The organism is Aminivibrio pyruvatiphilus, assembly GCF_004366815.1.
GTDB classification, from domain to species: domain Bacteria; phylum Synergistota; class Synergistia; order Synergistales; family Aminobacteriaceae; genus Aminivibrio; species Aminivibrio pyruvatiphilus.
The window spans coordinates 115,024-139,210 of record NZ_SORI01000005.1 but is presented as its reverse complement, the minus strand read 5'-3'; the positions used below and the strand labels follow the sequence as shown (position 1 = coordinate 139,210).

21 protein-coding genes are annotated in these 24,187 nt (G+C 61.6%); 5 read left to right on the top strand and 16 right to left on the bottom strand.

What is annotated here, in order from left to right:
• Window positions 1-33 precede the first annotated feature (33 nt).
• The gene (locus tag C8D99_RS05700) at window positions 34-1,920 is read left to right on the top strand and encodes a S8 family peptidase (protein ID WP_133957159.1); all 1,887 of its coding nucleotides are present in this window, start codon (window positions 34-36) and stop codon (window positions 1,918-1,920) included.
• A gap of 86 nt (window positions 1,921-2,006) precedes the next feature.
• Here C8D99_RS05700 and C8D99_RS05695 read toward each other — a convergent pair whose 3' ends face one another.
• Entirely contained in the window at window positions 2,007-2,489 is a 483-nt protein-coding gene (locus tag C8D99_RS05695) for a protease complex subunit PrcB family protein (protein WP_166670026.1), read from the bottom strand.
• An 81-nt stretch (window positions 2,490-2,570) separates the two neighbouring features.
• Entirely contained in the window at window positions 2,571-3,254 is a 684-nt protein-coding gene (locus C8D99_RS05690; protein WP_243833840.1) for a ribonuclease HI family protein, read from the bottom strand.
• A 163-nt stretch (window positions 3,255-3,417) separates the two neighbouring features.
• On the opposite strand from C8D99_RS05690, the gene C8D99_RS05685 reads away from it, so the two are divergent.
• The gene (locus tag C8D99_RS05685; RefSeq protein ID WP_133957156.1) at window positions 3,418-3,948 is read left to right on the top strand and encodes a hypothetical protein; all 531 of its coding nucleotides are present in this window, start codon (window positions 3,418-3,420) and stop codon (window positions 3,946-3,948) included.
• A 68-nt stretch (window positions 3,949-4,016) separates the two neighbouring features.
• Here the strand turns inward: C8D99_RS05685 and C8D99_RS05680 are convergent, their stop codons facing one another.
• A complete protein-coding gene (locus tag C8D99_RS05680; RefSeq protein WP_133957155.1) occupies window positions 4,017-5,510 on the bottom strand; it encodes an AMP-binding protein in 1,494 nt (497 codons plus the stop codon).
• A gap of 134 nt (window positions 5,511-5,644) precedes the next feature.
• On the opposite strand from C8D99_RS05680, the gene larC reads away from it, so the two are divergent.
• Window positions 5,645-6,904 (top strand): nickel pincer cofactor biosynthesis protein LarC, encoded by a 1,260-nt coding sequence (larC, locus tag C8D99_RS05675; protein ID WP_133957154.1) that lies wholly within the window; start codon window positions 5,645-5,647, stop codon window positions 6,902-6,904.
• A 54-nt stretch (window positions 6,905-6,958) separates the two neighbouring features.
• On the opposite strand, the gene C8D99_RS05670 is transcribed toward larC, so the two are convergent.
• Together C8D99_RS05670 and C8D99_RS15155 are read right to left on the bottom strand one after the other, a co-directional pair.
• On the bottom strand, window positions 6,959-8,089 hold the full coding sequence (locus C8D99_RS05670; RefSeq protein WP_133957153.1) for a CapA family protein: 1,131 nt from the start codon (window positions 8,087-8,089) through the stop codon (window positions 6,959-6,961).
• A 74-nt stretch (window positions 8,090-8,163) separates the two neighbouring features.
• Window positions 8,164-8,325, bottom strand: coding sequence for a hypothetical protein (locus C8D99_RS15155; protein WP_166670025.1), 162 nt, complete (start codon window positions 8,323-8,325; stop codon window positions 8,164-8,166).
• A 48-nt stretch (window positions 8,326-8,373) separates the two neighbouring features.
• Here C8D99_RS15155 and C8D99_RS05665 point away from each other — a divergent pair, with 48 nt between their 5' ends.
• Together C8D99_RS05665 and C8D99_RS05660 are read left to right on the top strand one after the other, a co-directional pair.
• On the top strand, window positions 8,374-8,688 hold the full coding sequence (locus C8D99_RS05665) for a putative Se/S carrier protein (protein ID WP_338024413.1): 315 nt from the start codon (window positions 8,374-8,376) through the stop codon (window positions 8,686-8,688).
• A 62-nt stretch (window positions 8,689-8,750) separates the two neighbouring features.
• Window positions 8,751-10,439: an FAD-dependent oxidoreductase gene (locus C8D99_RS05660; RefSeq protein ID WP_133957152.1), complete on the top strand. Its 1,689-nt coding sequence runs from the start codon at window positions 8,751-8,753 to the stop codon at window positions 10,437-10,439.
• Window positions 10,440-10,514: 75 nt separating this feature from the next.
• Here the strand turns inward: C8D99_RS05660 and pepV are convergent, their stop codons facing one another.
• The 11 genes from pepV to C8D99_RS05605 all read right to left on the bottom strand — a co-directional run bounded on the left by pepV (window position 10,515) and on the right by C8D99_RS05605 (window position 24,187).
• Complete coding sequence (pepV, locus tag C8D99_RS05655) at window positions 10,515-11,915, bottom strand: dipeptidase PepV (protein WP_133957151.1); 1,401 nt, start codon at window positions 11,913-11,915, stop codon at window positions 10,515-10,517.
• A 24-nt stretch (window positions 11,916-11,939) separates the two neighbouring features.
• A complete protein-coding gene (locus tag C8D99_RS05650; protein ID WP_133957150.1) occupies window positions 11,940-13,307 on the bottom strand; it encodes an FAD-dependent oxidoreductase in 1,368 nt (455 codons plus the stop codon).
• Window positions 13,308-13,385: 78 nt separating this feature from the next.
• Window positions 13,386-14,645, bottom strand: a complete 1,260-nt coding sequence (locus C8D99_RS05645) for an MFS transporter (protein WP_133957149.1) — start codon at window positions 14,643-14,645, stop codon at window positions 13,386-13,388.
• Between the two features lie 9 nt (window positions 14,646-14,654).
• Window positions 14,655-15,539, bottom strand: coding sequence for a DUF2156 domain-containing protein (locus C8D99_RS05640; RefSeq protein ID WP_133957148.1), 885 nt, complete (start codon window positions 15,537-15,539; stop codon window positions 14,655-14,657).
• Window positions 15,540-15,684: 145 nt separating this feature from the next.
• Complete coding sequence (gene dnaK / locus C8D99_RS05635; RefSeq protein ID WP_133957147.1) at window positions 15,685-17,574, bottom strand: molecular chaperone DnaK; 1,890 nt, start codon at window positions 17,572-17,574, stop codon at window positions 15,685-15,687.
• Window positions 17,575-17,700: 126 nt separating this feature from the next.
• Window positions 17,701-18,438: a phosphate signaling complex protein PhoU gene (gene phoU, locus C8D99_RS05630; protein ID WP_133957146.1), complete on the bottom strand. Its 738-nt coding sequence runs from the start codon at window positions 18,436-18,438 to the stop codon at window positions 17,701-17,703.
• Between the two features lie 21 nt (window positions 18,439-18,459).
• Window positions 18,460-20,058 carry a Na/Pi cotransporter family protein gene (locus C8D99_RS05625; RefSeq protein WP_166670024.1) on the bottom strand — a complete coding sequence of 533 codons (1,599 nt, stop codon included), beginning with the start codon at window positions 20,056-20,058 and terminating at the stop codon, window positions 18,460-18,462.
• Complete coding sequence (locus tag C8D99_RS05620) at window positions 20,055-21,548, bottom strand: tripartite tricarboxylate transporter permease (protein WP_133957144.1); 1,494 nt, start codon at window positions 21,546-21,548, stop codon at window positions 20,055-20,057. Before C8D99_RS05620 ends, C8D99_RS05625 begins: the two co-directional genes overlap by 4 nt.
• 17 nt (window positions 21,549-21,565) lie before the next feature.
• A complete protein-coding gene (locus C8D99_RS05615; protein ID WP_243833845.1) occupies window positions 21,566-22,111 on the bottom strand; it encodes a tripartite tricarboxylate transporter TctB family protein in 546 nt (181 codons plus the stop codon).
• A 136-nt stretch (window positions 22,112-22,247) separates the two neighbouring features.
• On the bottom strand, window positions 22,248-23,204 hold the full coding sequence (locus C8D99_RS05610; protein WP_133957142.1) for a Bug family tripartite tricarboxylate transporter substrate binding protein: 957 nt from the start codon (window positions 23,202-23,204) through the stop codon (window positions 22,248-22,250).
• A gap of 68 nt (window positions 23,205-23,272) precedes the next feature.
• Window positions 23,273-24,187 carry a Ppx/GppA phosphatase family protein gene (locus C8D99_RS05605; RefSeq protein WP_133957141.1) on the bottom strand — a complete coding sequence of 305 codons (915 nt, stop codon included), beginning with the start codon at window positions 24,185-24,187 and terminating at the stop codon, window positions 23,273-23,275.

Below are 24,187 nucleotides of genomic sequence, written 5' to 3'. Positions count from 1 at the left end.
CCGGTCATCACACCGTCAGGAGATGAGAGACTGATGAAAAGATTCGCCACGGGAGTCCTGCTGTTGTTGTGCCTTGCTCTTTTTGCATCCTTTCCCGCCGATGGAGGAGAAGGGAAACGAACGGGAGAAAAGGAACCGATATGGGTGGAGGGAGAGGTGATCGTCACCTGGCGCACCCCTCAGGAACATTCCAGCCTTCAGGCCGCAGGCGCCGGCGGAGGCTCGGTACAGGAGATCAGCGGCCTTTCCCGTGAGTGGGGAAAAACCGTGGCGGTCGTGAAAATCCCCGGGAAGTCCACAGAAGAGCTTCTTCGCAGCTTTTCGTCCGACCCCGGCGTGGAGAGAGTCTCACCGAACTACATCCTGCGCATCCTGTCCCCCGTGACGCCCAACGACCCCCGTTTTTCCAGCCAGTGGGGGCTCTCCAACACGGGGCAGAACAGCGGCAGGGCCGGCGCCGACATTGACGCCCCCACAGCCTGGGGAATCCGCACCTCGGCCCTGACAACAAAAGTCGTCGCCATTATCGATACCGGCATCACAAAAAACCACGAGGATCTGAAGGACAACCTCTGGACGGGCCCGGGAGGCATCCACGGCCGGAACTGCGTGTACGACAACGACGACCCCGAGGACGACCACGGCCACGGCACCCACGTGGCGGGGATCATCGGCGCGAAGGGAAACAACGGCATCGGCACCGCCGGGGTGGCGTGGAACGTGAAGCTCATGGCGGTCAAGGCTTTTAATTCCCAGGGAACGGGAAAAACTTCAGACGAGCTGGAAGCCTATGCGTGGATCCTGCAGAAAAAGCGGGAAGGGGTGGACATCGTGGCGGTGAACGCATCCTACGGAGGACCGGGGTTCAGCGGCGAGGCCAGACAGGCCATCCAGGACCTGGGAAACGCGGGGATCCTTTTCGTCGCCGCGGCGGGCAATTACGCCACGGACAACGACCAGAGCCCTGAATATCCGGCCTCCTACGGCCTTCCGAACATCATCTCCGTGGCGTCCACGGACAGAAATGACGCCCTCTCCGACTTTTCGAACTACGGGAGGACGTCCGTCCACCTGGCCGCTCCGGGGACCGACATCTGGAGCACGTGGACCCCTTCGTACACCCCGTCGGCGGGGGACATCTTCTTCGACGACATGGAATCGGGGGACGGGAAATGGACGACCTCCGCGGAGCATTATTCACCGCAGATCCACTGGATGATCGTAGACTCCACGAGGGACGGCCGCCCCACGAAAGTCTGGACCGACGGGCCGGAGCAGCATACCATTGGAAACCAGAAAACCTACCTGACCGTCAGGGACGATATCGACCTTTCAGGCCGGGAAACGGAACCTCTCGTGTTCGGCATGGAGATCCGTCCGGATCTGGAAAACGGGGCGGATTTCCTTCGTCTCGAGTTCTCCCCCGACAGTGGAACAACCTGGACCACGGTCCACAGCTTCACAGGAGGCGGAGACGAGTGGACCTCCTTCTCCACGCCGATTCCGGGTACCTTCAGGACGGACCGGTTCCGGTTCCGGTTTGTCTTTGAGACGGGACTCTCTTCCACAGGGTACGGGGGGGTCGAGATCGACGACGTGGGGATCGGCAGAGGGGTTTGGAGCTACATGTCCGGTTCCGGCACCTCCATGGCCACACCCTTCGTCACCGGGGCGGCGGCCCTCGTGTCGTCCCAGTTCCCGGGAGAATCCATGGACCGGATCCGGTCCAGGATCCTGGGCGGAGTGGATCGTCTTTCCTCCCTGAGCGGCAAGGTTTCCACCGGCGGAAGGCTGAACCTGGCCCGGTCTCTGGGGGCCGCCGTGCCTGACGGTGACTCCGGTGGCGGGGGCGGGTGCAGCGTGGCGGGAATTCCGTCCCTGCTCTTCCTTCTGCCCCTGCTCCTGCTCGTCCGAAAGTAAAGGGCGACCCGGGGTAAACAGAGAAAAGCACGAAGAAGCGACCGGCCGGGGCCGGTCGCTTCTTTTTATGTTCTGTTACCCGCTGTCTACTGAATGGAGGTGAAAAGCACCGGTTTCTGGGGAAGAGGGAAGGCCACAACCTCCCAGGGGCTGGAAAGGGCCATGGTGACGAGATTCTGGGGCCCCGGTTCCTGTTCGCGGACGGAAACGGTCACCCTGTCGCCTGTTTCGATGATGGCCTCCACCGATATGGAATAGCCTCCGCTCCGCTTGAGCCCCTGAAAGACGGCCGCAAGGACCTGTCGTGAGAAATCGATCTCAGGCAGGGGGGGAAGGGGAAGCACGTTGCCGTTTATCTCGCCCCACAGTTCCTTCCATTCAATTTCGTCCTTCACCACCACGAACCGCCGGTCATTGACCCCTCCGTAGCTGCCCTTTCCCACCGGGACAAAAGCGACTACCGCCCCGTCGTCGTCGTCACAGGCGGCACATGCCTCGGCCGTTCCGGCAGTCACAGAGGATATCAGGGCTGAAAAGATCAAAAGGGCCAGAACCGCTGCATTTTTCACTGGAACATCCCTCCATTTCCAGGCTGCTATTTCTTGGCACAGCATAACAGAAAGAAAGGGGAGGCTGATGCGTAAAAGGGCTTATTTTCCAAACCGTACAAGTGCCGCATCCAGGTGCTTGCACTGTCTCGACCGCTGGAAGGCGGGGCAGGTGCATGCCCTGTGAAGAAGGTCCACCGCGTAGTCCTCCGTTCCGTGGGCAATGAGAATGGAATCGGTGACCCGTTCCAGCCTGTCAGGGTCGAAAGCGGGGCGTTCACGGGAGGAGCGGGGCGGTTCCTTCGGACCGTCGAGGGCGATGTTGGAAAGACGGTCCGCCGCGGCATTCTGATCCCTGGGAACCCAGGATATGCTGCTTTTCGTCCGTCTCAGCAGATCCATCGCCCGGTCAGCAAGCTCTCGCAGCCTGGGTTCGTTGATCTTCCACCGGCCCGTCACCTGGTTCACCACGAGCTGGCTGTCTCCCAGGATGTCGGCGGAAATTCCGCGGCGCTCCACTTCTTCGAGCAGCAGAAGAAGGGCGAGGTATTCCGCCTCGTTGTTGGTCCGCTTGCCCAGGGGCCGGGCGCACTCCCAGGCGGGGGCACCCGATTCATCGAAAAGCACAGCCCCGGCCCCGGCTTCACCGGGGTTCCCCCTGGAAGCCCCGTCGAAATGCCCCCGAAGCCTGTCCTTGCCGGAAGGGCGGTGGCTCCTGTCCCCGGTGCCGGGTGCGAGAACGTCGTCCCAGTCGGAATCAAGATCCAGGAATTGGTTTGATGCCACTTCAGGTGATTTTTTTCTCATTTAGTACTTCCTTTCGCTGGTTCTCAGGGCTCATTTGCCTTCCCCAGGGGCCCCTGAAGTTAAATTACTTTCGACCTCCTGCGGTAAAATAGACTATAATGCATAAGGTCTTTTATATATTCATTTAGGGGGTTGTTCAATAGTGACGCTTTCGCCGAACCATGCACCCGGATCGCGCCGCCTTCCTTCCCGGCCGGGAACGGTCCTTGCGGGGCTTTGCATTGTCCTTTTCCTGCTTCCTCTTTTCCTCGCAGCACTTCCTCCCCTGGCTGCCTCAGCTTCGGAGTTTTCCTTTCTGAAGGGACTTTTCGTCAGGGAAGTGAAAGGATATGGAATGTACACCGAGGAGCAGTCCTCCCGCTTCGAGAAGGGGTCAAGGATCTCGGTCTACCTCGAAATCGACGGTTTCCAGAACCTGAAGAAGGACAACGCCTACGAGGTCCACCTCAGCCTCGACCTCCTGGTGAAGGACGACAAGGGAAACGTGGGTATCGAGCAGAAAGACGTGGTGACTTCCGACCTTATCGTGAAAAGCCCCTGGAGGGACTTTTTCTTCACGGTGAATATCGACCTGGCGGAGCTTCCCCCGGGAAAATACACCCTGGGCTTTGTCGCTACCGACCGCTCCAACGACAAAAAAGCCTCCCACGACATGGACATCGAGATCTACTGAACCATTGCCCCTGCAGGCCGGTCAGCCTCCCCGGAGCTCCGGGGAGGCTGACTTTTCGTCGCTTTGTTCTACCGTTCCCGCACCATCTGTTCCCTGAGCTTCCGTTTCAAAACTTTCCCCACAGCAGAAAGAGGCAGTTCAGTGACGAACTGGACTTTCCGGGGCACCTTGAAGTGGGCCATTTTCTCCTTGCAGTGGGAAATCACCGTTCCGGCCTCGAGCTCGGCCCCTTCCTCCCTGATGATGAAGGCCACCGGAACTTCTCCGCTGACGGGATTCTCCACGCCGATGACCACCGCTTCCCTGATGCCGGGAAGTTCCTTGATCACCGTCTCCACCTCCTGGGGATAGACGTTGAATCCGCCCACGATGATCATGTCCGACACCCGGTCGAGAATGGTGATGTATCCGTCCTCGTCCACCCGCACCATGTCGTCGGTGTTCAGCCAGCCGTCCTTGAAGCGCTCCGCCGAGAGGACGGGATCCCTGAAGTATCCCCGGGCGACGGAGGGGCCCTTCAGCCAGAGGACGCCTTCTTCCCCTCTCGGGAGGGCCTTTCCTTCGCTGTTCCGGACTTCCACCGAGTAGCTCGGCAGGGCGGGCCCCACCGTGCCGGTCTTCCGGAGGGCATCGCTGGGATTGCTCGAAACGACGGGAGAACATTCCGTCAGGCCGTACCCCTCGAAGGTGATGACGCCGAGCTGGTCCCGGAAGCGCTTTTCAAGGCCCGGATCCAGCTTGCCCCCGCCCGTGAGGATATAGCGCAGCTCCGGGGGCAGGGACTCCCCCTTGGACGCCACGCCGAGAAGGAAGGGAAGCATGGTGGGAACGGCGATGAGAATGCCCGTCCGTGATTCCCTCAGTCCCTCGAAGAGGTTCTTCAGGGGAAGAAAGCCGGGCAGAAGAGCCTCGGGGAGTCCCCAGACAAGGGGCAGGACGCCGCAGACGGTATAGCCGAAGGAGTGGAAGTTGGGCAGCACGTTCATGAGAACCCGTCCCCTGTCAAACCCCTCCACCGTTTCGTGGACACCCTTCGTGTTGTCGTAGAGGTTTTCGTGGGTCAGGGGCACCGCCTTCGGGGCTCCCGTGGTGCCGGAGGTGGCGAAGATCACCGCCACGCCGGGATCCTGTTCCGCCCGGTCCCGTCGTCCCGTGAACGGAGGGATTGTTCCGTCGGGGGACGCTTCCACGGCAGGTATCCCCTCCGCACGGACCGCCTCCGTAAGGGCTTCCATTCCTTCACCGAGGACCACGCCGAAGGGATCCACGTGATGGAGTATTTTCAGGATCCACTCCGTGCCTCCTCTGGGGTTCAGGGGGACGATGGTGCCTCCGAGACGCCAGGCCGCCATGGACAGGTGGAGCACCAGCGGGCTGTTGGGCAGAAACACCGCGAGCCGGCTGCCCGGCTGGAATCCTCCCAGGCGGAGTGTTTCGGCGCAGAGGGCGGTCTTCCGTTCCGTCTCCGCGGCATCTTCCCAGGCTCCCTTCCACCAGAATACCCGCTGGGACGGATCCCCGGCAAACCTGTGCGCAATCTTCTCCTCGAGGCGAACGGACATGGACGGATCCTCCTTTTTTGTCACAAACTATCTTTGTAAGGATAGCACACTCCGCCTCCATTTTTCTGTCCCGGGAATGATAGAATGGGAAAAAACGGCCTCACCCGGCCGGAGGCGAAAACCGGAGGAATCTGATGAAGACCCTGTATCTCGACTGTTTCGCCGGCATCGCCGGCGACATGTTTCTCGGAGCGCTGCTCGACCTCGGACTGGACAGGAAAACCTTCCTCGAAACCATGGAGAGCATCGTCCTCTTTCCCGGCGGCGGACATGACCATGACCACGATCATCACCACGATCACCACGATCACCACCATCACCACGGACCGGGAGCGGATGACCGGCTGAAAATCTCCATCAGCCGGGGAAGCAGGGGCGGTATAGCCGGCACGAAGGTATCGATACTCAACCTTGAGGATCACCCCCACCGGGGGCTTTCCGACGTCCTCGCCATCATCGGGGCGAGCCCCCTCTCCCCCCGGGTGAAGGAGCAGAGCGCCGCGGCCTTCCGCCTTCTGGCCGAAGCGGAGGCGAAGGTCCACGGCACCACCCCGGAGGATGTCCATTTCCACGAAGTTGGGGCCATCGACTCCATCGCCGACATCATCGGCGCCTTCGTCCTGGTGGAGATGGCGGGCATCGAAAAGACGGTCTCCTCCCCCCTCAACGTGGGGTCGGGCACCATAAAGTGCGCCCACGGCATTCTCCCCGTTCCCGCACCGGCCACCATGGAACTCCTGGAGGGGATCCCCGTCTACGCCGAAGGAGCCCCCATGGAGCGGGTCACCCCCACCGGGGCACTCCTGGTCCGGTGCCTGGCAGGTGAGTTCGGCCCCCTGCCGGCGGGAAAAGTCCTCGCATCGGGCAAGGGGCTCGGCGATCGTGACAGCGACATCCCCAACATGGTGCGGGCCGTGATCGTGGACACTCCGGGCGGGAGCGGCGAGGACGTCTTCCGGCGGGACCGGGGGGTCGTCCTCGAGACGAACATCGACGACATGAACCCCCAGTATTACGGGCCGGTGATGCAGAGGCTCTTCGCCGAGGGGGCCCTCGACGTCTGGGCGACGCCCATGATCATGAAGAAGGGGCGCCCCGCCGTGACCCTGAGCTGCCTCTGCCTTCCCGAAAAAGAGGAAGTCCTGGCGGAAATCCTCCTCCGGGAGACCACCACCCTCGGCTTACGGAAATACCCCGTGGACCGGCTGAAGACGGACCATGAGATCGTGGAGCGGGAGACCTCCTGGGGCCTGGTCAGGTTCAAGGTGGCCCGCCTCGGCGGGGAAACCCTCAGGGCAAACCCCGAGTTCGAGGACGTCCGGAGGCTGTCCGAGGAATACTCCATTCCCCTGCCGGAAATGCGGGAGCGCCTGGCGGGAGAGTTTCTTCCCTGAAAAGCGGAAAGCGGGGTGCGGGAAATACCCCGCACCCCGCTTTCCGCTTCCGGCTCATTTTCCCCGGGGAGCTTTCTTCGCCGCCGGGCGGCTTTTCGGCGGAGGAGCCTTTGCGGGAGCCCTCATGGAGATGGCCCTTCCGCCGCCCGTCACAATGGCGGCGTACTTTTTATACACCGCCGGAAAGTCCTTCAGGATGTCCTCCCTGAGCATGTCGAAGGGAACCACCACGTACCGCCCGAGGGGAGACCGCCGGGGATTGTACAGCAGCGTCCCGGTGACGTTCTCGAAGGATATCCGCGTCTCTCCCCTCATTTCCGTCTTGACCACGTCAAGGGAGACGAGCAGGCCCACGAGCTTGTGGAGCTCCTTCTGGGCGGAGAGAAAATTGCCGAGGGAATAGACCACGAGGGTGCTCTTCACCATGGCCACGGGCTGGACCACGTGGGGATGATGGCCGAGAACGATGGAAACTCCGAGAGAGGCGAGGTGCTCCGCGATTTTTTTCTGCTCCGCGGTGGGGGCGAACACATATTCGCTCCCCCAGTGCATGGAGACGATCACTACGTCGGCTTTTTCCTGGGCCCGGACCACGTCGGTCTTCGCTTTTTCCGGGGTGTAGAGGCTGACGTAGTGCTCTTTTCCCTTCGGGGCTTTCAGGCCGTTGGTGGCGGTGGTGTAGGCGAGGAAAGCGCAGGAAATGCCGTTCACCCGGAAAAACCGGATCTCTTTCTCCTTCTCCGCCGTCAGGCTGCTTCCGGCGGTCACCGCGTCCTTCTTGTCTTTCCAGTATTCCAGCGAGGCGAGAACGCCCTTCTCCCCCCTATCCAGAGTGTGGTTGTTCGCCAGGGACACCAGGTTGAACCCGGCGTCGAGGAAGGCGTCCCCCACCTCCCTGGGGGAATTGAACATGGGGTAGGTGGACAGGCCGAGTTCTGTGCCGCCGAGGATCGTCTCCTGGTTGTAGAAGGCCATGTCATGGGGGGCAATACGGCTCTTCACGAGGCGGAGCATGGGCCGGAAATCATACCCCCCGCCCTTGATAACCGCCGCATCGTACACCCCCTTGTGGATCAGGGCGTCCCCCACGGCGGCCAGGGAGAACCGTGCCGCCCCGGAGGCGGGTCCGGGGAGGCAGAGGATCGTGAGCAGCAAAATAGTTCGAAGACTACGGAAAATATTCATTGTACGGCTCCTCCTGTCGATCCGCGGTGGGGCTGCGGCTGCCTGCGTTGCGAAAAGAGAGAACGGGCAGTATCCTATCCCTGTCCTTCGGGACCGGAAGTATTTTTCTTTCCCGGGGAGGACATGCACTTCCCGCACCCGTGGCACCCCCGATAGCAGGGGCGGATGCGGGACGACCCCGCAAACAGGGGAATACAGGCAAGGACCAGTATCACGGCAAGAGCGACATAGTTCATCCCATCCACCTCCGGAAGGAAATACCGTTCCAAGAGTATACCTTCCGGGTGTCAAAAAAGGGAACGGCGGATGAAAGAAAGATCGGCATTCCGGGGAACCGGCCTTCCCCCGGAGAAAGGACGGTGAAGAATTTGCGCTGCATCGCCACCTTCGAGGTTACCAGCATGGCGCTCCTCTTCGAACGCACCTGCAGAAAAAAGGACATTCCGGCAAAGGTGGTTCCCGTTCCGCGGAGACTGTCCTCCAGCTGCGGTCTCGCCTGCGAATTCCCCTGCGAATCCGGGGACGACGTGCGGGCCCTCTGCGAGGAGAGGAAGATCGACGTGGAATCATACCACGAGATGGAAGACGACTGGACATAATCCCCCATGAAGAATACCATATAGGGGATAGTGGTATTATCCCAAAAGGAGGGGTATGGTTCATGGAAAGAAAAAAGGTGCTCATCATCGGGGGCGTGGCCTGCGGCGCCAAGACGGCCGCCAGGCTAGCCAGGCTGGCCCCGGAGTTCGACATCACGGTGCTCGAGCGGGGGGAACACCTCAGCTTCGCCGGGTGCGGCTTCCCCTATTTCGTGGGGGACGTGGTGAAGGAGTACAAGGACCTGGTCTGCACTCCCCTCGGCATCATCCGGGACGCGAACTTCTTCCGGACGGTGAAGAACGTCACGGTCCACACAGGCTGCCTCGCCACCAGGATCGACAGGGAGAACAGGTGCGTCACCGCCTCCGACGCATCCACCGGAGAAGAAAAAAACTTTCCGTACGATAACCTCGTGCTCGCCACGGGAGCGTCCCCCATCCGCCCCCCCATACCGGGCAGCGACCTCAACAGGGTCTTCACCCTCTGGACCATGCCCGATGCTCTGGCCATGAAATCGGCCCTCTCGTCGGGAAACATAAAAACGGCGGTCATCATCGGCGCCGGGCTCATCGGCATGGAAGTCGTGGAGGCCCTTGCGGAACGGGGAGTAAAGGTTTCGGTGGTGGACGCCCTTTCCACCCCTCTCCCGGCCCTCGTGGGCGAAGATTTCGGCCTCCGGATCGCAAGGGCGGTCAAGGCGAAAGGCGTCGATTTCTTCGGCGGCGAGAAGGTCACGGAAATCACCGGCGAGGGCGGTGTCGTCACCGGAGTCAGGACGGACAGGCGCTCCCTTCCTGCGGACATGGTGCTCCTTGCGGTGGGCATCCGCCCCAACACCAGTCTTGCCCGGGACGCGGGCCTGGAGCTCGCCCCCAACGGGACCATCGTGGTGGACGAGCTGATGAGGACGAGCGACCCATCCATATACGCCGGAGGCGACTGCGTCCAGACACGGCACCTTGTCACGAAAAAGCCCGTATGGCAGCCCATGGGCTCCACGGCTAACCGCCAGGGCAGGGTGATCGCCGACAATATCGCCGGGCTCGCCACGCCCTTCTCGGGAGTCCTTGGGACGGGCATCCTGAAGCTCTTCAACCTGACCATAGGCAAGACGGGCCTCGACGAAAAACAGGCAAAAGAGGCGGGATTCGAACCGGTGAGCATCGTGGTGGAAGAGCCTGACCGGCCCCATTTCATGCCCGGCATGGGCGCCATGACCATCCGCCTTGTGGCGGACAGGCTGAGCCGCCGCATCCTGGGCGCCCAGATCATGGGTACAGGGGTGGTGGACAAGCGCCTTGACGCCATGGTGGCGGCCGTCTCCTCGGGAATGACGGTGGACCTCCTGGCGGACGGGGACTTCGCCTACGCCCCACCCTTCTCCACGGCCCTCGATCCGAACACCCACGCGGCCAACGCCCTGAAGAACAAGATGGACGGCCTCGTGAAAACCTACCAGGCAAAGGAACTCCGGGAGCGGATGGAGGGACCCAATCCCCCGCTGCTGCTGGACGTGAGGACGCCGGGAGAGCTGGATCTCCAGGGACGCATCCCCTACGAATTCGTGAATATCCCTCTCGGCAAGCTCCGGGAGCGGGCGGGCGAACTGCCCCGGGACAGGGAGATCGTGGCCTTCTGCAAAATCTCCGTCCGGGGCTGGGATGCACTGGCGACCCTGAAAGGCGCAGGGTTCGACGACGTGGCCCTCCTTGAGGGAGGCATCATGGCCTGGCCCTACGAACTGAAGTAACTCTTCCGGACCGCAGGACGAAAAAAGGGGCTGCCGCAAAGATCCCTGCGGCAGCCCCTTCATATTTCTCCCGTTCTATTCCCGTACCTGGGCAAGCTCCACCAGTACCTTCGCCATGATGTGGGCGTTCTTCATGATGTCCTCCACGGACCACCGCTCGTCTTCCTCGTGGATTGTGTAGTCCTGCCCTGGGAAGACGGGGCCGAAGGCCACCACGTTGGGCATGGTCTTTGCGTAGGTGCCCCCGCCGATGGCCAGCAGGGTGGCTTCCTGGCCTGTTTCTTCAGTGTAGACCTTCTGGAGGGCCTGAATGAGCCTGGATTCAGGAGGCATGTACAGGGGATTCGCCTTGGACACCTTCTCCACCGCCAGGCCGTTCTTCCTGAAGGTCTCCTCGATGGGGCCCGTGACGGCCTCTTCCTTCGCCGTGACAGGGTACCGCATGTTGATGGTGAAGGAAACCCGGTCCTTCTCGGCCTTCACCACGCCCACACAGGCCGTCAGCGGCCCGGACACTTCGTCGGCCATGGCGACGCCCAAGGATTTCCCGTCGGTCTCGAAACCCGCGAGCCGTGAGAACGCGCTGAAAAATTCCCCCTGCTCGCCCTTCAGCTTCAGCCCCGCCATGAAATCCGCCAGGCAGGCGAGGGCATTGATTCCCTTTTCGGGCGTGCTTCCGTGGGCGGGGTGGCCCTTCATCACGAGGGTGACCCTGCTGCCGTCATCGTCGGAGGAAAGGGAACTGCCTTCCGGCCCCTTCCAGGCGGACGCGGCGGCGGTGATGCGCTGCCTGCACTCGGTCCTGGAGTCCTCGATCACGGCCGTAACCTCGGCCATGACCACATTGGCGGCCACGCCTCCCTCGAGGGAGGTTATCTTCATTTCGCCCGACGGGGCGAAGGGAAGGGAGACTGTGTAGGTGACGATGCCCTTTTCGGCATGGATGATGGGATACTCGGCGTCGGGGGTGAAACCGGCGGAAGGAAGGTCTTCCCCCAGTTCCACGTAGCGCTTCATGCACTTGCTGCCCTGCTCCTCGTTGGTGCCGAAGATGACCCGGACTCTCCTCTTCAGCTTCAGCCCGGCGTCGAAGATCGCCTTCGCGGCAAAGAGGCCGATTATGACAGGCCCCTTGTTGTCCAGGACACCCCGGCCCCAGACCATGCCGTCTTTAAGCTCACCGCCCCAGGGGTCCACCGTCCAGCCCTTTCCTTCAGGAACCACGTCCAGGTGTCCGAGGAGGGCCACCATTTCGTCCCCTTCGCCCATTTCGGCCCAGCCCGCCACGTTGTCCACGTTTTTCGTCCGGAACCCCATTTGCTCCGCGAAGGCGAGGGTCCAGTCGAGGCATTTCCTCGGTCCCTCCCCGTAGGGAGCCCCTTCAGAAGGTTCGCCTCCCACGCTCTTGATGCGCACGGCCTCCTGGATGGCGGCCACAAGTTCATCTTTCATTGCATCGATTTTTTCCGACAGCACGAAATTACCTCCTTGATGGGCGGGTCATTCCCCGCCTGTTTTTTTCAGCAGTTCCCTTCCGGCGATCTGGACCGGATCCCATGCCATGGAGAAGGGGGGAGCATATCCTAGGTCGAGCTCGAGAAGATTGTTGACCGTCATTCCTCCCGCAAGGGCCGTGGCGATGATGTCCACCCGCTTCGCCGAGCCCTGGCCTCCAACGATCTGTCCGCCGAGCAGTCTGCCGGAGCCTTCCTCGCCCACGAGCTTCACGTGCATGGTCTCCGCCCCGGGGTAGTATCCAGCCCGGGTCTTGGTCCGAATGACCGAGGAGACGGACCGGAAGCCGTTTTCTTCCGCTTCCCTCTCCGTCAGCCCGGTCCGGGCCACTTCGAGGCCGCAGTGCTTGCTCATGGCCGTGCCGTAAACGCCCGGGAAAGCTGCCCGGCCGCCTCCCATGGAAATTCCGGCCACCCGTCCCATCTTGTTGGCCACTGTGCCCAGGGCGACCCAGAAAGGTTTCCCCGTCATGAGGTGGGTAGTGGAGGCGCAGTCTCCGGCGGCCCAGATCCCGGGACGGGAGGTGGCCATGGTCTCGTCGGCGAAGATGGAATCCCGGACGGACAGCTTCAGCCCCGCATCCCCGGCGAGTCCCGAGTTTGGGCGAACTCCGAGGCCCATGATGACCATTTCCGTTTCTATTTCTCCGTGTTCGGTGATGACCGACCGGATCCGGCCTCCTTCGGTGCCGAAGCCCACCAGCCCTTCGCCGAGGCGGAGGGCCGTTCCGATCCCACGGATCGCGGATGCGATCAGTTCCGCCATGTCGGCGTCAAAGGTGTTCATGACCTGGGGGGACTTGTCCAGAAGGGTGACCTTCATTCCCCTGACGCAGGCGAAGGCCTCGGCCATTTCCAGGCCGATGTAGCCGCCTCCGATGACCACGGCGTGCCGGGGCCGAAATTTGTCCACGTAGCGCCTCGCTGCGATGCCGGTTTCCAGGGTGCTGAGGGTAAAAATCCCCTCCGCTTTTGCTCCCTCAACGGGAGGCACGGCAGGGCTCGCCCCCGTGGCGATAAGCAGCCTGTCCCAGGAGTCCCGGAATTCCCTTCCCGACTCCAGGTCTCTCACCAGAACCGTGCCCCCGTCAGGATCGAGAGAAAGCACCTCGTGGCGGACCTTCACCACGATGTTCTGCTTCTGCAGAAACTCCTCCGGCGTCCGGACGACGAGCCTGGTTTCCGGCTCCACGAGTCCGGCGATGAAATAGGGTATGCCGCATGCGGAATAGGAAGAATAACCGCTCCGCTCGTAGACTGTGATCTCCGCGTCGGGAAGCAGTTTTCGGATCTGCCCTGCGGCGGACATGCCCGCCGCGTCGCCCCCCACTATGAGAACCCGTTCTTTCGCCACTTCCTTCACCTCCCGGGAATGCCTGTATCAGGTATTTTCTTCTTCCCTATTATACCCGAGGGTCCGGGCACAGGGGGCTTACAGGAGATTTTTCCGCCGGTAGACCGGCTCGGAGAGAGCCCACATGGACGGCCACGCCCGGAGGAGCAGCAGGCCGATGACGAGGCTGACTGCCCCGCCGGCGAAGAGGGTGGCGGGAGCGCCGATATGGGTGGCCAGCCACCCGGCATTGAGGCTCCCGATGGGTGTGATGCCCATGGCGCAGACGATGAAGAGGCTCATCACCCTGTTCCGCTTGTCCTCGTCCACCAGGGTCTGCACCAGGGTATTGCAGGAAACCAGGGTGGAGACCATGAAGAAGCCGAGGCAGGCCATGAGGGCCAGGGAGAGATAAAAGACCCTGGAGAGAGAGAAGGCCGCCATGGAAAAGCCGAGGAGAACGCAGGACACCGCCATGATTTTACCGAGACCCACAGGGGACTTTCTCAGGGCGAGCCGGACGGATCCCGCCAGGGCGCCGAGCCCCGTGGCTCCCATGAGGAATCCCAGGGTGCGGGGCCCCCCGCCGAGAATTTCCCGGGCGAACACCGGAAGGAGGACCATGTAGGGGAAGGCGAAGAAGCTCACCAGGGCAATGGCCCCGAGGTAATTCCGCAGGGGGAGGAAGGAGGCAACGTACCGGACGCCCTCCTTCATTCCCTCGAGGACGCTCTTGCGGACCTGGTCCGTGACGAGGGGCTTCCTGAAGCGCATCAGGAAGAGGGCGGTGAGGGTGGCCGAATAGGCCATGCCGTTCATCAGGAAGCATATCCCCTCCCCCACCACGGCGATGACCATCCCCGCGATGGACGGTCCCACGAGCCGGGTGACGTTGAAGAGGGTGGATGTGAGGGCAATGCCGTTGCCCAGGTCCTTCTCGTCCTCCACGAGGCGGATGGTGAAACCCTGCCGGGCCGGGACCTCGAAGGAGTCCGAGATGCCGATGATGGCCGCCAGAATGAGGATATGCCAGTATTCCACCATTCCGCTCAGGGTCAGGAAGGCGAGGGTGAGGGCATGGAGCATGCTGATGGTCTGGCAGATCATGATGATCCTTCGCAGGTTCCGCCCCTCGAGGAAGGCCCCGGTGAAGGAGCCGAAGAGCAGGACCGGGATCTGGGTCATGAAGTCCACCGTTCCGAGCAGGAGAGGGGAGCCGGTGATCCTGTAGACCAGCCAGTTCATGGCCACCCGCTGCATCCAGAGCCCTGAGAGGGAGACAATCTGGCCCATGTAGAACAGGCGGAAATTCCTGTGCCGGAAGGCACGGAAGAGGGTGCTTTTTTCCCAGTCGGGCATGACGGCGGGCTACCCTTTCCAGACCGCGCGGTACTTTTTGAGGAACCTGGCCGGGTTGTAGGATTCCTTGGCCTGCCGGACGCCTTCCTCTCCCATGTCCTGTTCCCTGTTGGCCCAGGTGAAATCCGGGCACGAATGCTCCAGGAAAGCCCGGTTGATGGCCTGGTACACTCCCTTGTAGTCGGCGAGCCCCTTTTCGAAGTGGACCACCACCATGTCCTCCGTCATGGGTTCCCCTACGGAGTAGGCCACCATGTAATCCCCCACATAGAGGGCGCCGCACAGCAGGCCGGGAAGGCGGTCCCAGTTCTTCAGAACCCTTGAGATGGCATGGTTTTCCGCCCGGAGGCCGGGGATGTCATCGCAGCTCTTCCATTCGCACCAGAGCTGCTGCATCTCGAGAATGCCGTCCACGTCTTCCCGGTAGAGTTTTTTATAGGTAGATTCATAGGATTTGTGGAACTGCTTCCAGAGATTCTTTTTTTTGTGGAACCGGTTTCCCCTGAGGTTGATCAGCTCCTCCACGGAGTAGATGTATTCCCATTCGGAACGCTGGTCCTCCAGTATCATCCGCCCGCCGAACCGTTCGGACCAGAGAGCCGCAAGTTCTTCGGGCACTCTGTGAAACTCCGCTCCGTCCGGAAAAAGGTCGGGCAGAATCCGCTCCCAGTCGGCGGTCTCCCAGTTTCCCACAGGCGCCCAGAGGACGGGTGAGGGACGGTTGATGCGGGGCCAGAACAGGCCGTGGGCACGGGCCAGTTCATACTGCCGCTCGTCGGACCAGGCCCAGATGTTGACGAAGGTATAGTCGGACGTCTTGCCGGAACAGAGATCGAACAGGGCGGAATAATCATTCCGCATATCTATGGACAAGGGGGTAAAAGTCAATGACATTTGGTCACCTCCGGAATTTTCCAGCCAAGTATAACCGCAAAAAAGCCTGCGGGCAATTTGCAGTTGCCCGCAGGCTTCGGTCTATGAAAAACCGGCCCTGTGCCGGATTGGGGACCTGTCTCTCACGGAGACGGCATCAGACGCCTCAGCATCCTCCTCCGGACCCGTCGGTGAACTCCGCGTCCACCACGCTGTCGTCTTCCCTTGCCGACGAAGCGGGTTGGGGTTCCGGCCCCTGGGCGGACGAGGACGACAGGATCTGGATCATCTGTTTCACGTCGGAAGCGGCCACTTTCAGGGATTCGAGAGACCCGTCGTGCCTGGCGAGAGCGGACCTGCCATCCTCCGCCAGGGAGCGTGCCCGGGCCTTTTCGTTTTCCGGCACGTTCGCCCCGCCCTGCTCCAGCATCTTCTCAAGCTGGTAGACGGAAGCCTCCAGATCGTTCCGGGCTTCGGCAAGGTCCTTTTTCTTCCGGTCCTCGGCGGAATGTTCCCGGGCTTCCCGGATCATCCGCTCCACTTCCGCCGTGTCGAGATTGGTGGATCCGTTGATGGTGATCCGCTGCTCCTTGCCGGTGTCCCGGTCCCGGGCGCTCACATTGAGAATGCCGTTGGCGTCCACGTCGAAGGTGACTTCGATCTGGGGCAGCCCCCGGGGCGCCTGGCGGATACCCTCCAGCTTGAAGTTGCCGAGGATCCGGTTGTCCGCCGCCATCTCCCGCTCGCCCTGGAGCACCACGATGTCCACTGCCGGCTGATTGTCCGCCGCCGTGGAGAAAATCTCCGCCTTCTTGCAGGGAATGGTGGCATTTTTCTCGATGAGCTTCGTCATCACGCCGCCCATGGTCTCAACCCCCAGGGAAAGGGGGATCACGTCCAGAAGCAGCACATCCTTCATCTCTCCGCTGATTATGCCGGCCTGGACAGCCGCGCCCACGGCCACCACCTCATCGGGATTCACCGACATGTTGGGCTGTTTTCCGCCGGTGAGCTTCCGGACCAGGTCCTGCACAGCGGGAATTCGTGTCGATCCGCCCACGAGAACCACCTCGTCGATGTCCTTTTCCGTGAGCTTCGCTGCCGAAAGGGCGTCCTTCACGGGAGCCACGCAGCGCTCCACCAGAGGGGCGGTGAGCTGGTCGAACTTCGCCCTGGTGACTGTCATGCTGAGGTGTTTCGGCCCGTTGGCGTCGGCGGTAATGAAGGGGAGGCTGACTTCCGTGGAGGCACGGGACGAAAGCTCGCACTTCGCCTTCTCCGCACCCTCGTAGAGTCTCTGCAGGGCCTGTTTGTCCTTCCGGAGGTCGATACCGTTCTCCTTTTTGAACTCGTCGGCGATCCAGTCCACTACCACCTTGTCGAAGTCGTCGCCTCCGAGATGGGTGTCTCCCGACGTGGCGAGCACTTCCACCACGCCGTCGCCTATGTCGAGGATGGATACGTCGAAGGTGCCGCCGCCGAGGTCGAACACCATGATCTTCTGTTCCTTCTGCTTCTCCAGGCCGTAGGCGAGGGCTGCCGCCGTGGGTTCGTTTACCACCCGGAGCACGTTCAGCCCGGCGATGGTTCCGGCATCCTTCGTGGCCTGCCTCTGGGCGTCGTTGAAATATGCCGGCACGGTGATGACCACGTCGGTGATCTTCTCCCCCAGGTAGGCCGAAGCGTCAGTCACGAGCTTTTTCAGTACCGAGGCGCTGATCTCCTCGGGGGCGTACTCCTTTCCGTTCACGGAAAACCGTACGGCGCCGTTGGGCCCCTCGGTGACCTTGTAGGGAACGATCTTCAGCTCCGACCCCACTTCATTGTATTTCCTGCCGATGAACCGCTTCACCGAGAAGAGGGTCCCGTCAGGATTGAGGGTGGCCTGCCGCTTCGCGAGAGAACCGACCAGCCTGTCCCCTTCCCTGGTAAAGGCCACCACCGAAGGAGTGGTCCTCCCTCCCTCGGCGTTGGCCACGACTTCGGGCGAACCGCCCTCTATGACCGCAATGACTGAATTTGTTGTTCCAAGATCTATTCCGACCGCTTTTTTCATGGTGTCTCCCCCCTGATTTACTGACTAATGCTGACTATGGAAATTATATCCGTTTTTCCACATCTGTCAAGATTGGTCAGAAAAAAAGGACGCTCTCGTTTCGAGGGCGTCCTTCCGGGGTTTCTGTCATCGATTTGTCCTGTCATCCGTTTTCCTGTTCTTTTCCCGTTCTTCCCTGCTCGGGAAATACTTGCCCTCCACCATGAAATAGACCCTCTCCGCGATATTGATCACGTGGTCTCCCGCCCTTTCGAGGTGACGGGCGGCCCACAGTTCCACGGCCCCCCGCTCCACCTCCTCGTGGTTTCCCGCTGCCCCGGCGATGGCCGAATCGATAAATTCTTCGTAGCACTGGGCGTAGATCTCATCCACCACGTCGTCCTGCTTCCAGAGGGCGGAGGCGGCCTCCCTGTCGCCGGTGCGGAATGCCTCGAGGGCATGGCGGAACATGGAGAGTACCGTGTCCAGCATGGACAGGATCCTGTCCTTCTTGGGGAAGGCGGTGGCACTCCGTATCTTCAGGGCTTTTTCGGCGATATTCACCGCCTGGTCGCCGATACGCTCCAGGTCTGTGATGATTTTCAGGACACCGAAAACAAAGCAGAGCTCTTCCTTGCCGGGGCTTCTCATGGCGATGGATCCGAGGCACTCCTGGTCCACGGCCTCCTCCAGCCTGTCGATGAAGTCGTCGTTGAAGATGACTTTCTGGGCCAGGATCGCATCATGGTTGAAAAGGGCATTCACCGCATTTTGAAGAGCGTCCGCCGCCATCTCCCCCATCCGGATCACCGTGGTGACGATGCGTTCCCGGTCGGACGCATAAAGAAAGGCCTGAATGGACTTGTTGTTTTTTCCGTGGGTCACTGGGCTGCTCCACCTCCTGGGCTATTTCCGAACCATACCTTCCCGGTAGGCTTCACCCCGGGCAATCTCGAGGGATGTCTTCACGAGAAGGAAAATCTGGGACAGGAAGTCCACGAGGGGAGCGAGCTCCCTGCGGTTGAGGGCGTCCGCGCCGAGGCGCAGCCGGATTCTCCTGTCCAGTTCCTCAAACTCCCGTTCATATTTCCCGGCAACGACGGCGAAATCCACGTCCCCCAGGGCGAAGGCCCTCAGGGCAAGCCGGATATCCGTCATGGCCACCCTGGTGAGCTCGTCCCAGGTGGTCTTCCCGAGCTCCCTGGCGAGCTGCCCTCCCACTCCTGCCTCGGCGAGAAGCCGCAGCTCCCCGGAAAGAATTTTCGCCATCTGCCGGAAGGATACCATGGAATAGGACACCGTGGAGTAGTTTTCCCGAAGAACGTCGTCGTCCGATGGGATGTGGATGCCGTACATGTACTCCTCGCATGCCTCCGAAAGTTCCCGGATGGCCCCGGGAAGCTCCTGGAACACCTTGTTTCCGTTCGGGCCGGAAACGAAGAGAACCTGGCAGTACATTTCGATGTAGTTCGCCAGCCTGATCATCTCTTTCGAAAGCAGCAGGATGGCCAGGGACGGTATTTCAAGTAGATCCTCGTCGAGATAGACCGGGGCAGCCAGGCGCTCCCGCCCCGCTCGCTCGGCGATGGCGGCGGAGAATCGGGCGAGGGTTTCCGTGAAAGGGTAGAAAACGACGGCGTTGTACAGGGCCACCCCGACCTGAGCAAGGACGATCTTGCTCGCCAATCCCCCGGGCCCGTTGAAGATGTAGTTTTCAAACCACGGAAGGACGGGAATGTACAGGGGAAGGCAGAGCACCTTGTAGACAAAGGAGCAGATGCCGAGTTTCCTGGCGTTCTGTTTGCCCGACATGCCCGCGATGAGGGTTGTCACCGAGGACCCCACGTGGGATCCCAGAATCACCGGGAGGACCGCCGCCACCGGCATGGCGCCGGAGGTGGCAAGGGTCACCGCCAGGGCCATGACGGCGGAGCTGTTTTGCAGAATGGCCGTGACGACAAAGGCCGCGATTCCCGTCAAAAAGCCGTTTTCCCCCGCATGGGCCGCCAGGGCCGCAAAACCGGGGGTCGCCAGGAGAGGCTGAACCCCGAGTTTGAGGACGAACATGCCCAAAAGAAGGAGGGAAAGCCCCTGGAGGACAGTGCCGAGCCGATAGGCCTTCCCCCGGCCATACCGGACAAGGAGCAAGCTTACCGCGAAAAGGAGCGGTGAGATGACGGCGATGTCGAGGCTGAGCAGGAAGGTCACGAAGGTGCCTCCCACGCTGGCCCCCATCATCACCACCACGGAGCCGGCAAAGGAGAGCATGCCCACGTCCACGAAGCCTATGGCGAAGGACGTGGCCACGGTGCTCCCCTGGGCGATGGCAGCAAGGGCCACGCCGAAAAGGAAGGCCATGGGTTTCTGCCGGGTAAAACGAACCATCAGGTCCTTTGAACCGGCACCGAAACTGGATCCGAAGGCGGCGGTGGTTTTTTCGACACCGTAAAGAAAAAGAGCCAGACCGCCCAGGATATTGAAGTACGAAAAAAGATGGGTGCTCACAGTATTCCCTTCCGGGCAGCTCTCCGCTCCCGCAGGGCGGGCACAGCCACCGAGGCGAGGGCCAGAAGAAGCAGGGTCAGGGAAAGGGGCCGCTGCACGAAGAGGGAGAATCCTCCCATCATGAGGGTCGCCCTGAGATTCTTCTCGATCATGGTGCCGAGGATCATTCCGAGGACCACGGGGGAAACGGGAAACTTCGCCCTGGAGAGAAGCCATCCCACGAGGCCGAAAACGAGGCACACCCCCACGTCAAAGACGGAGGACCGCACCGCGTAGCTGCCGATGAAGGAAAAGGCGAAAATGAGGGGATAGAGCAGCCGCTTCGGTATGAGGGCGGCCTTGATCCAGAGCCTGGCGCCGAGGAGACCGAGGGCCAGGATGAACACATTGGCCACCAGGAGGCTGGAGAAAAGGGTGTTGACTATCTCCGGATGCTTGGTGAAGAGCTCCGGCCCGGGCTGGAGGTTGTGGATCATGAGGGCCCCGATGAGGACTGCCGCCGACGAGCTTCCCGGAATGCCGAGAGTCAGCAGCGGAACAAGGGCTCCGCCGACGGACGCGCTGTTGGACGCCTCAGCGGCCGCCACGCCTGCGGGAGCACCCTGACCGAACTCGGCGGGGTTTTTGCTCAGGCGCTTTTCCACGTCATAGGCGATGAATGAGGCTATCGTACCTCCGGCACCAGGGAATATGCCGATCACTGTTCCAAGGACTCCCGCCCGGAGCATGGAGAACTTCAGCTTCATATAATCCCTGAGGCTGGGCCAGGGCGACCGTTCTTTGTCGGGGGCTGCCGGAGGATGTCCGATTTCCCCCGACTCGATGCCGGAGAATACCTCGCTCAGGGCGAACAGGCCGATGAGGACGGGAATGAAGGAAAATCCGTCGTACAGGCGGAGAACATCGAAGGTGTACCGGCTGACCCCGCTGAGGGGATCCAGTCCGATGGTGTTCAGCAGCAGGCCGAGAAGGACGGCGATGAAGGACTCGAGCCACCGCCCGCCTCCAAGGGAGGCTATGGTGGAAAGGCCCAGGATGGCCAGGGCGAAATATTCCGCAGGCCAGAACTTCAGGGCGAACCTGGCCAGGGGAGCGGAAAAGAGCACCAGGATGGCGATGCCGACAAATCCTCCCACCACCGACGCGATGAGAGAGATGCCCAGGGCCGTACCCGCCTTCCCGTTCCTGGTGAGGGGGTATCCGTCGAAGGCGGTGACCACCGCTGAAGGCGTTCCCGGGGTGTTGATCATGACCGCCGTGACGGACCCGCCGTAATTCGCCGCCAGGTAGATGGCGCAGAGCATGACGAGTCCCATGGCCGGCGACATGCCGAAGGTGAAGGGAAGCAGCAGGGCCACCGCCATGGAGGGCGAGATTCCGGGCATGGCCCCGCCGAGAATGCCAACGCACACGCCTGCCAGGATCACGAGAAGGGGAACGGGGGCCATGAGTGCGCCGAGCCCTTCAGCAAGATTCGAAAGGATTTCCATTCAGTCGCTCCCCCTTCTTAGAAAAAAAGCCCCTCGGGCAGATTGAGGGTCAGCATTCGGGAGAACACGGCCCAGGAGAACAGGACCCATCCCCCGGCGAGGGACAGGACCACGAGCGGACGCCTCTCGCCGAGAAGGACGCAGAGCACGAGGAGCATGACGGCCGACGACAGATAATACCCAACGATGTCCATTCCCCAAAGGGAAAAGGCCACCACCGCCGCGGTGGCGAGAACCCGCCGGATGTCGCCGCTTTCCGGATCACGGGGAGCCCGGCCCTGGAACGTGCGGCGAAGCTGGTCGGCGGTAAAGAGGGCGAGTCCCGCCGCCCAGAGCCTCGGCGCTGTCCTGGCGCTGCTCCCCACGGCCTCGATCTCCTCGAGACCGAAGGACAGAAAGAAAAAGACGAAGGAAAGATACAAAAGGGCCGCGCAGATGAGCATCCGGACCCGGAACGGGGCCAGGCGCTCCCGTCCCGTGGCGGCCCACACTGCCAACAGCACTGCCGGGAGGCCTGCGGCCCAGAGAAGCAGCCCTGTGCCTCCCGAGAGAAAAACGAGCATTTCTTCCACCAGTTTCCACCTCCCCGGGCGGTATCGCCCGAAGTAATGATTTTTCCAGAGCCCCCGGTAAAGAAAACGGGGCGCCGCCTTCTCCGACGACGCCCCGGGGGCATCCCTCTTCAGCCTGCAAAGACGCTTACTTGATCAGGCCGTACTGCTTGAGGTAGTGAGTCGAGTCCTCGATGTCCTTCTTGATCTGGGCGGTAAATTCGGGACGGCCGTAGTCCACCACGTCGATGCCGTCCTTCTCCAGGAATTCCCTCCACTCGGGGTCGGCGGCCACTTTTTTCAGAAGATCCTCCCACCAGGCCATGGCTTCTTCGGGGGATCCCTTCCTCATGGCGAAGCCCCGCCACATGGCCTCGTCCTCGAGCCCCTGGATTCCGAGTTCCGTGAAGGTGGGGGCGTCCGGGAACTTCGGGGAACGCTCCTTGCGGGCAATGGCGACGATGGTAAAGCCTTCCCGTCCGCCGATGTCGGCGGGGTTGCCCACGTACACCGCACCCTGGCCGCTGAGAAGGGCCATCATGGCTTCAGGGCCTGTGTTGTAGGGAATCCACTTCGCGCTCATTCCGCTCTTCTCCCAGACCTTCATGGCCATGAGGTGGTCGTTGCCTCCCGCGGCGGGACCTGTCCAGAGCTGGGCGCCCTTTTTCTCCTGCGCTTCTTTGAAGACGGCCTCCCAGGTGTTGAGGGGGCTGTCTTTGGCAGCGATGAGACACTCGGGGTCCTTCATGAGCATGGCGATCCATTCGAATCCCCAGATGAACTCATCCACATCCTTCTTGGACGTGAGCACCTTCGCTATGTTGGACGTGGTGGCGGCGAAGACGGTGTATCCGTCGGCGGGCTGCTCGAGCACCGCCTGCATCCCCACCAGGCCGCCGGCGCCCTCTCTGTTTTCCACCACGAAGGTGGCGTCGGTGAATTTTTTGGCTATGGAGACGAATTTCCTGCTCGTCACGTCCATGAGGCCGCCCGGTCCCACGTAGTTGACCACTCGTATGGGTTTTTCAGGGTAGGCCGCGAAGGCGGCCGAGGCCCCGAGCACAGCGAGACTCGCGATGCACAGAACGGCAATGATCCGTTTCATGAAAAAACACCTCCTGAGAATTTTTGGAATTTCCCTGCCCCGGATCCTGTTTTCCCGGGCGAATTCCCCTATTGGTTGAAAAGTTCGTAGGCCAGCCCGTGGCGCAGGCCCCTGTCGCTCACGGTGAACGAGGAGGCGCCGAGCAGTTCCAGGATGGCGCAGACGATACATGTTCCGGCAAGGATAACATCAGCCCGCTTCGGCTGCAATCCCGTCACCCCTTTCCGCTCTTCCAGCGTCATGGAGGCGAACATGGCGGCCATGTCCTTCAGCTCCGCCAGGGTGAGGACCGACCCCTGGACCACGTCGGGGTCGTAGGTTTCCATTTTGAACTTGACGGATGCAAGGCTCGTGACGGTTCCGCCCATGCCCACGATCACCTCGGGGGAGCCGAGTACCCCTCCGCCGGTGAGGCTCGAGCGGATTTCCTTCACCGCAGCGTCCACCGAGCCCGGACGAACCGGGTCGTCGGCGAAGAATTCCTCGGTGATGCGCACCGCCCCCAGGGGTATGCTGAACTTCCGCACCATTTCCGTGCCCCTGCCGTAGACGAATTCCGTGCTTCCTCCGCCCGTATCGAAGGTGACGAGCTCCCCTCCAGCGAGGGGAAGGCCGGAAAGGACGGCAAGGTAGGAAAGCCTGGCCTCCTCCTCGCCGGGAATGATCCTGACATCGAGGCCCGTAAGCTCCTTCACCCTGGAGGCGAAGTCCGCTGCGTTCTTCGCCGTCCGGAGGGCCATGGTGCCTACGATCTCCGGCACGGCACCCAGCTCCTTCGCTTTTTCTGCGAAGGCCGCCACGGACAGGGCGTTCCGTTCAAGGGCTTCCGGAGCGATCAGCCCCGTTTCCCTGAGCCCCTCGCCGAGGCGGGCGATGTCGTTTTTGTCCAGCACGGTCTCAAGGGACCCGTCCGCTTTTTTCTTCGCGGCGTGGAACTTGATGGAATTGGTGCCGACGTCTATGACTGCCTTGACGGTGTCCAT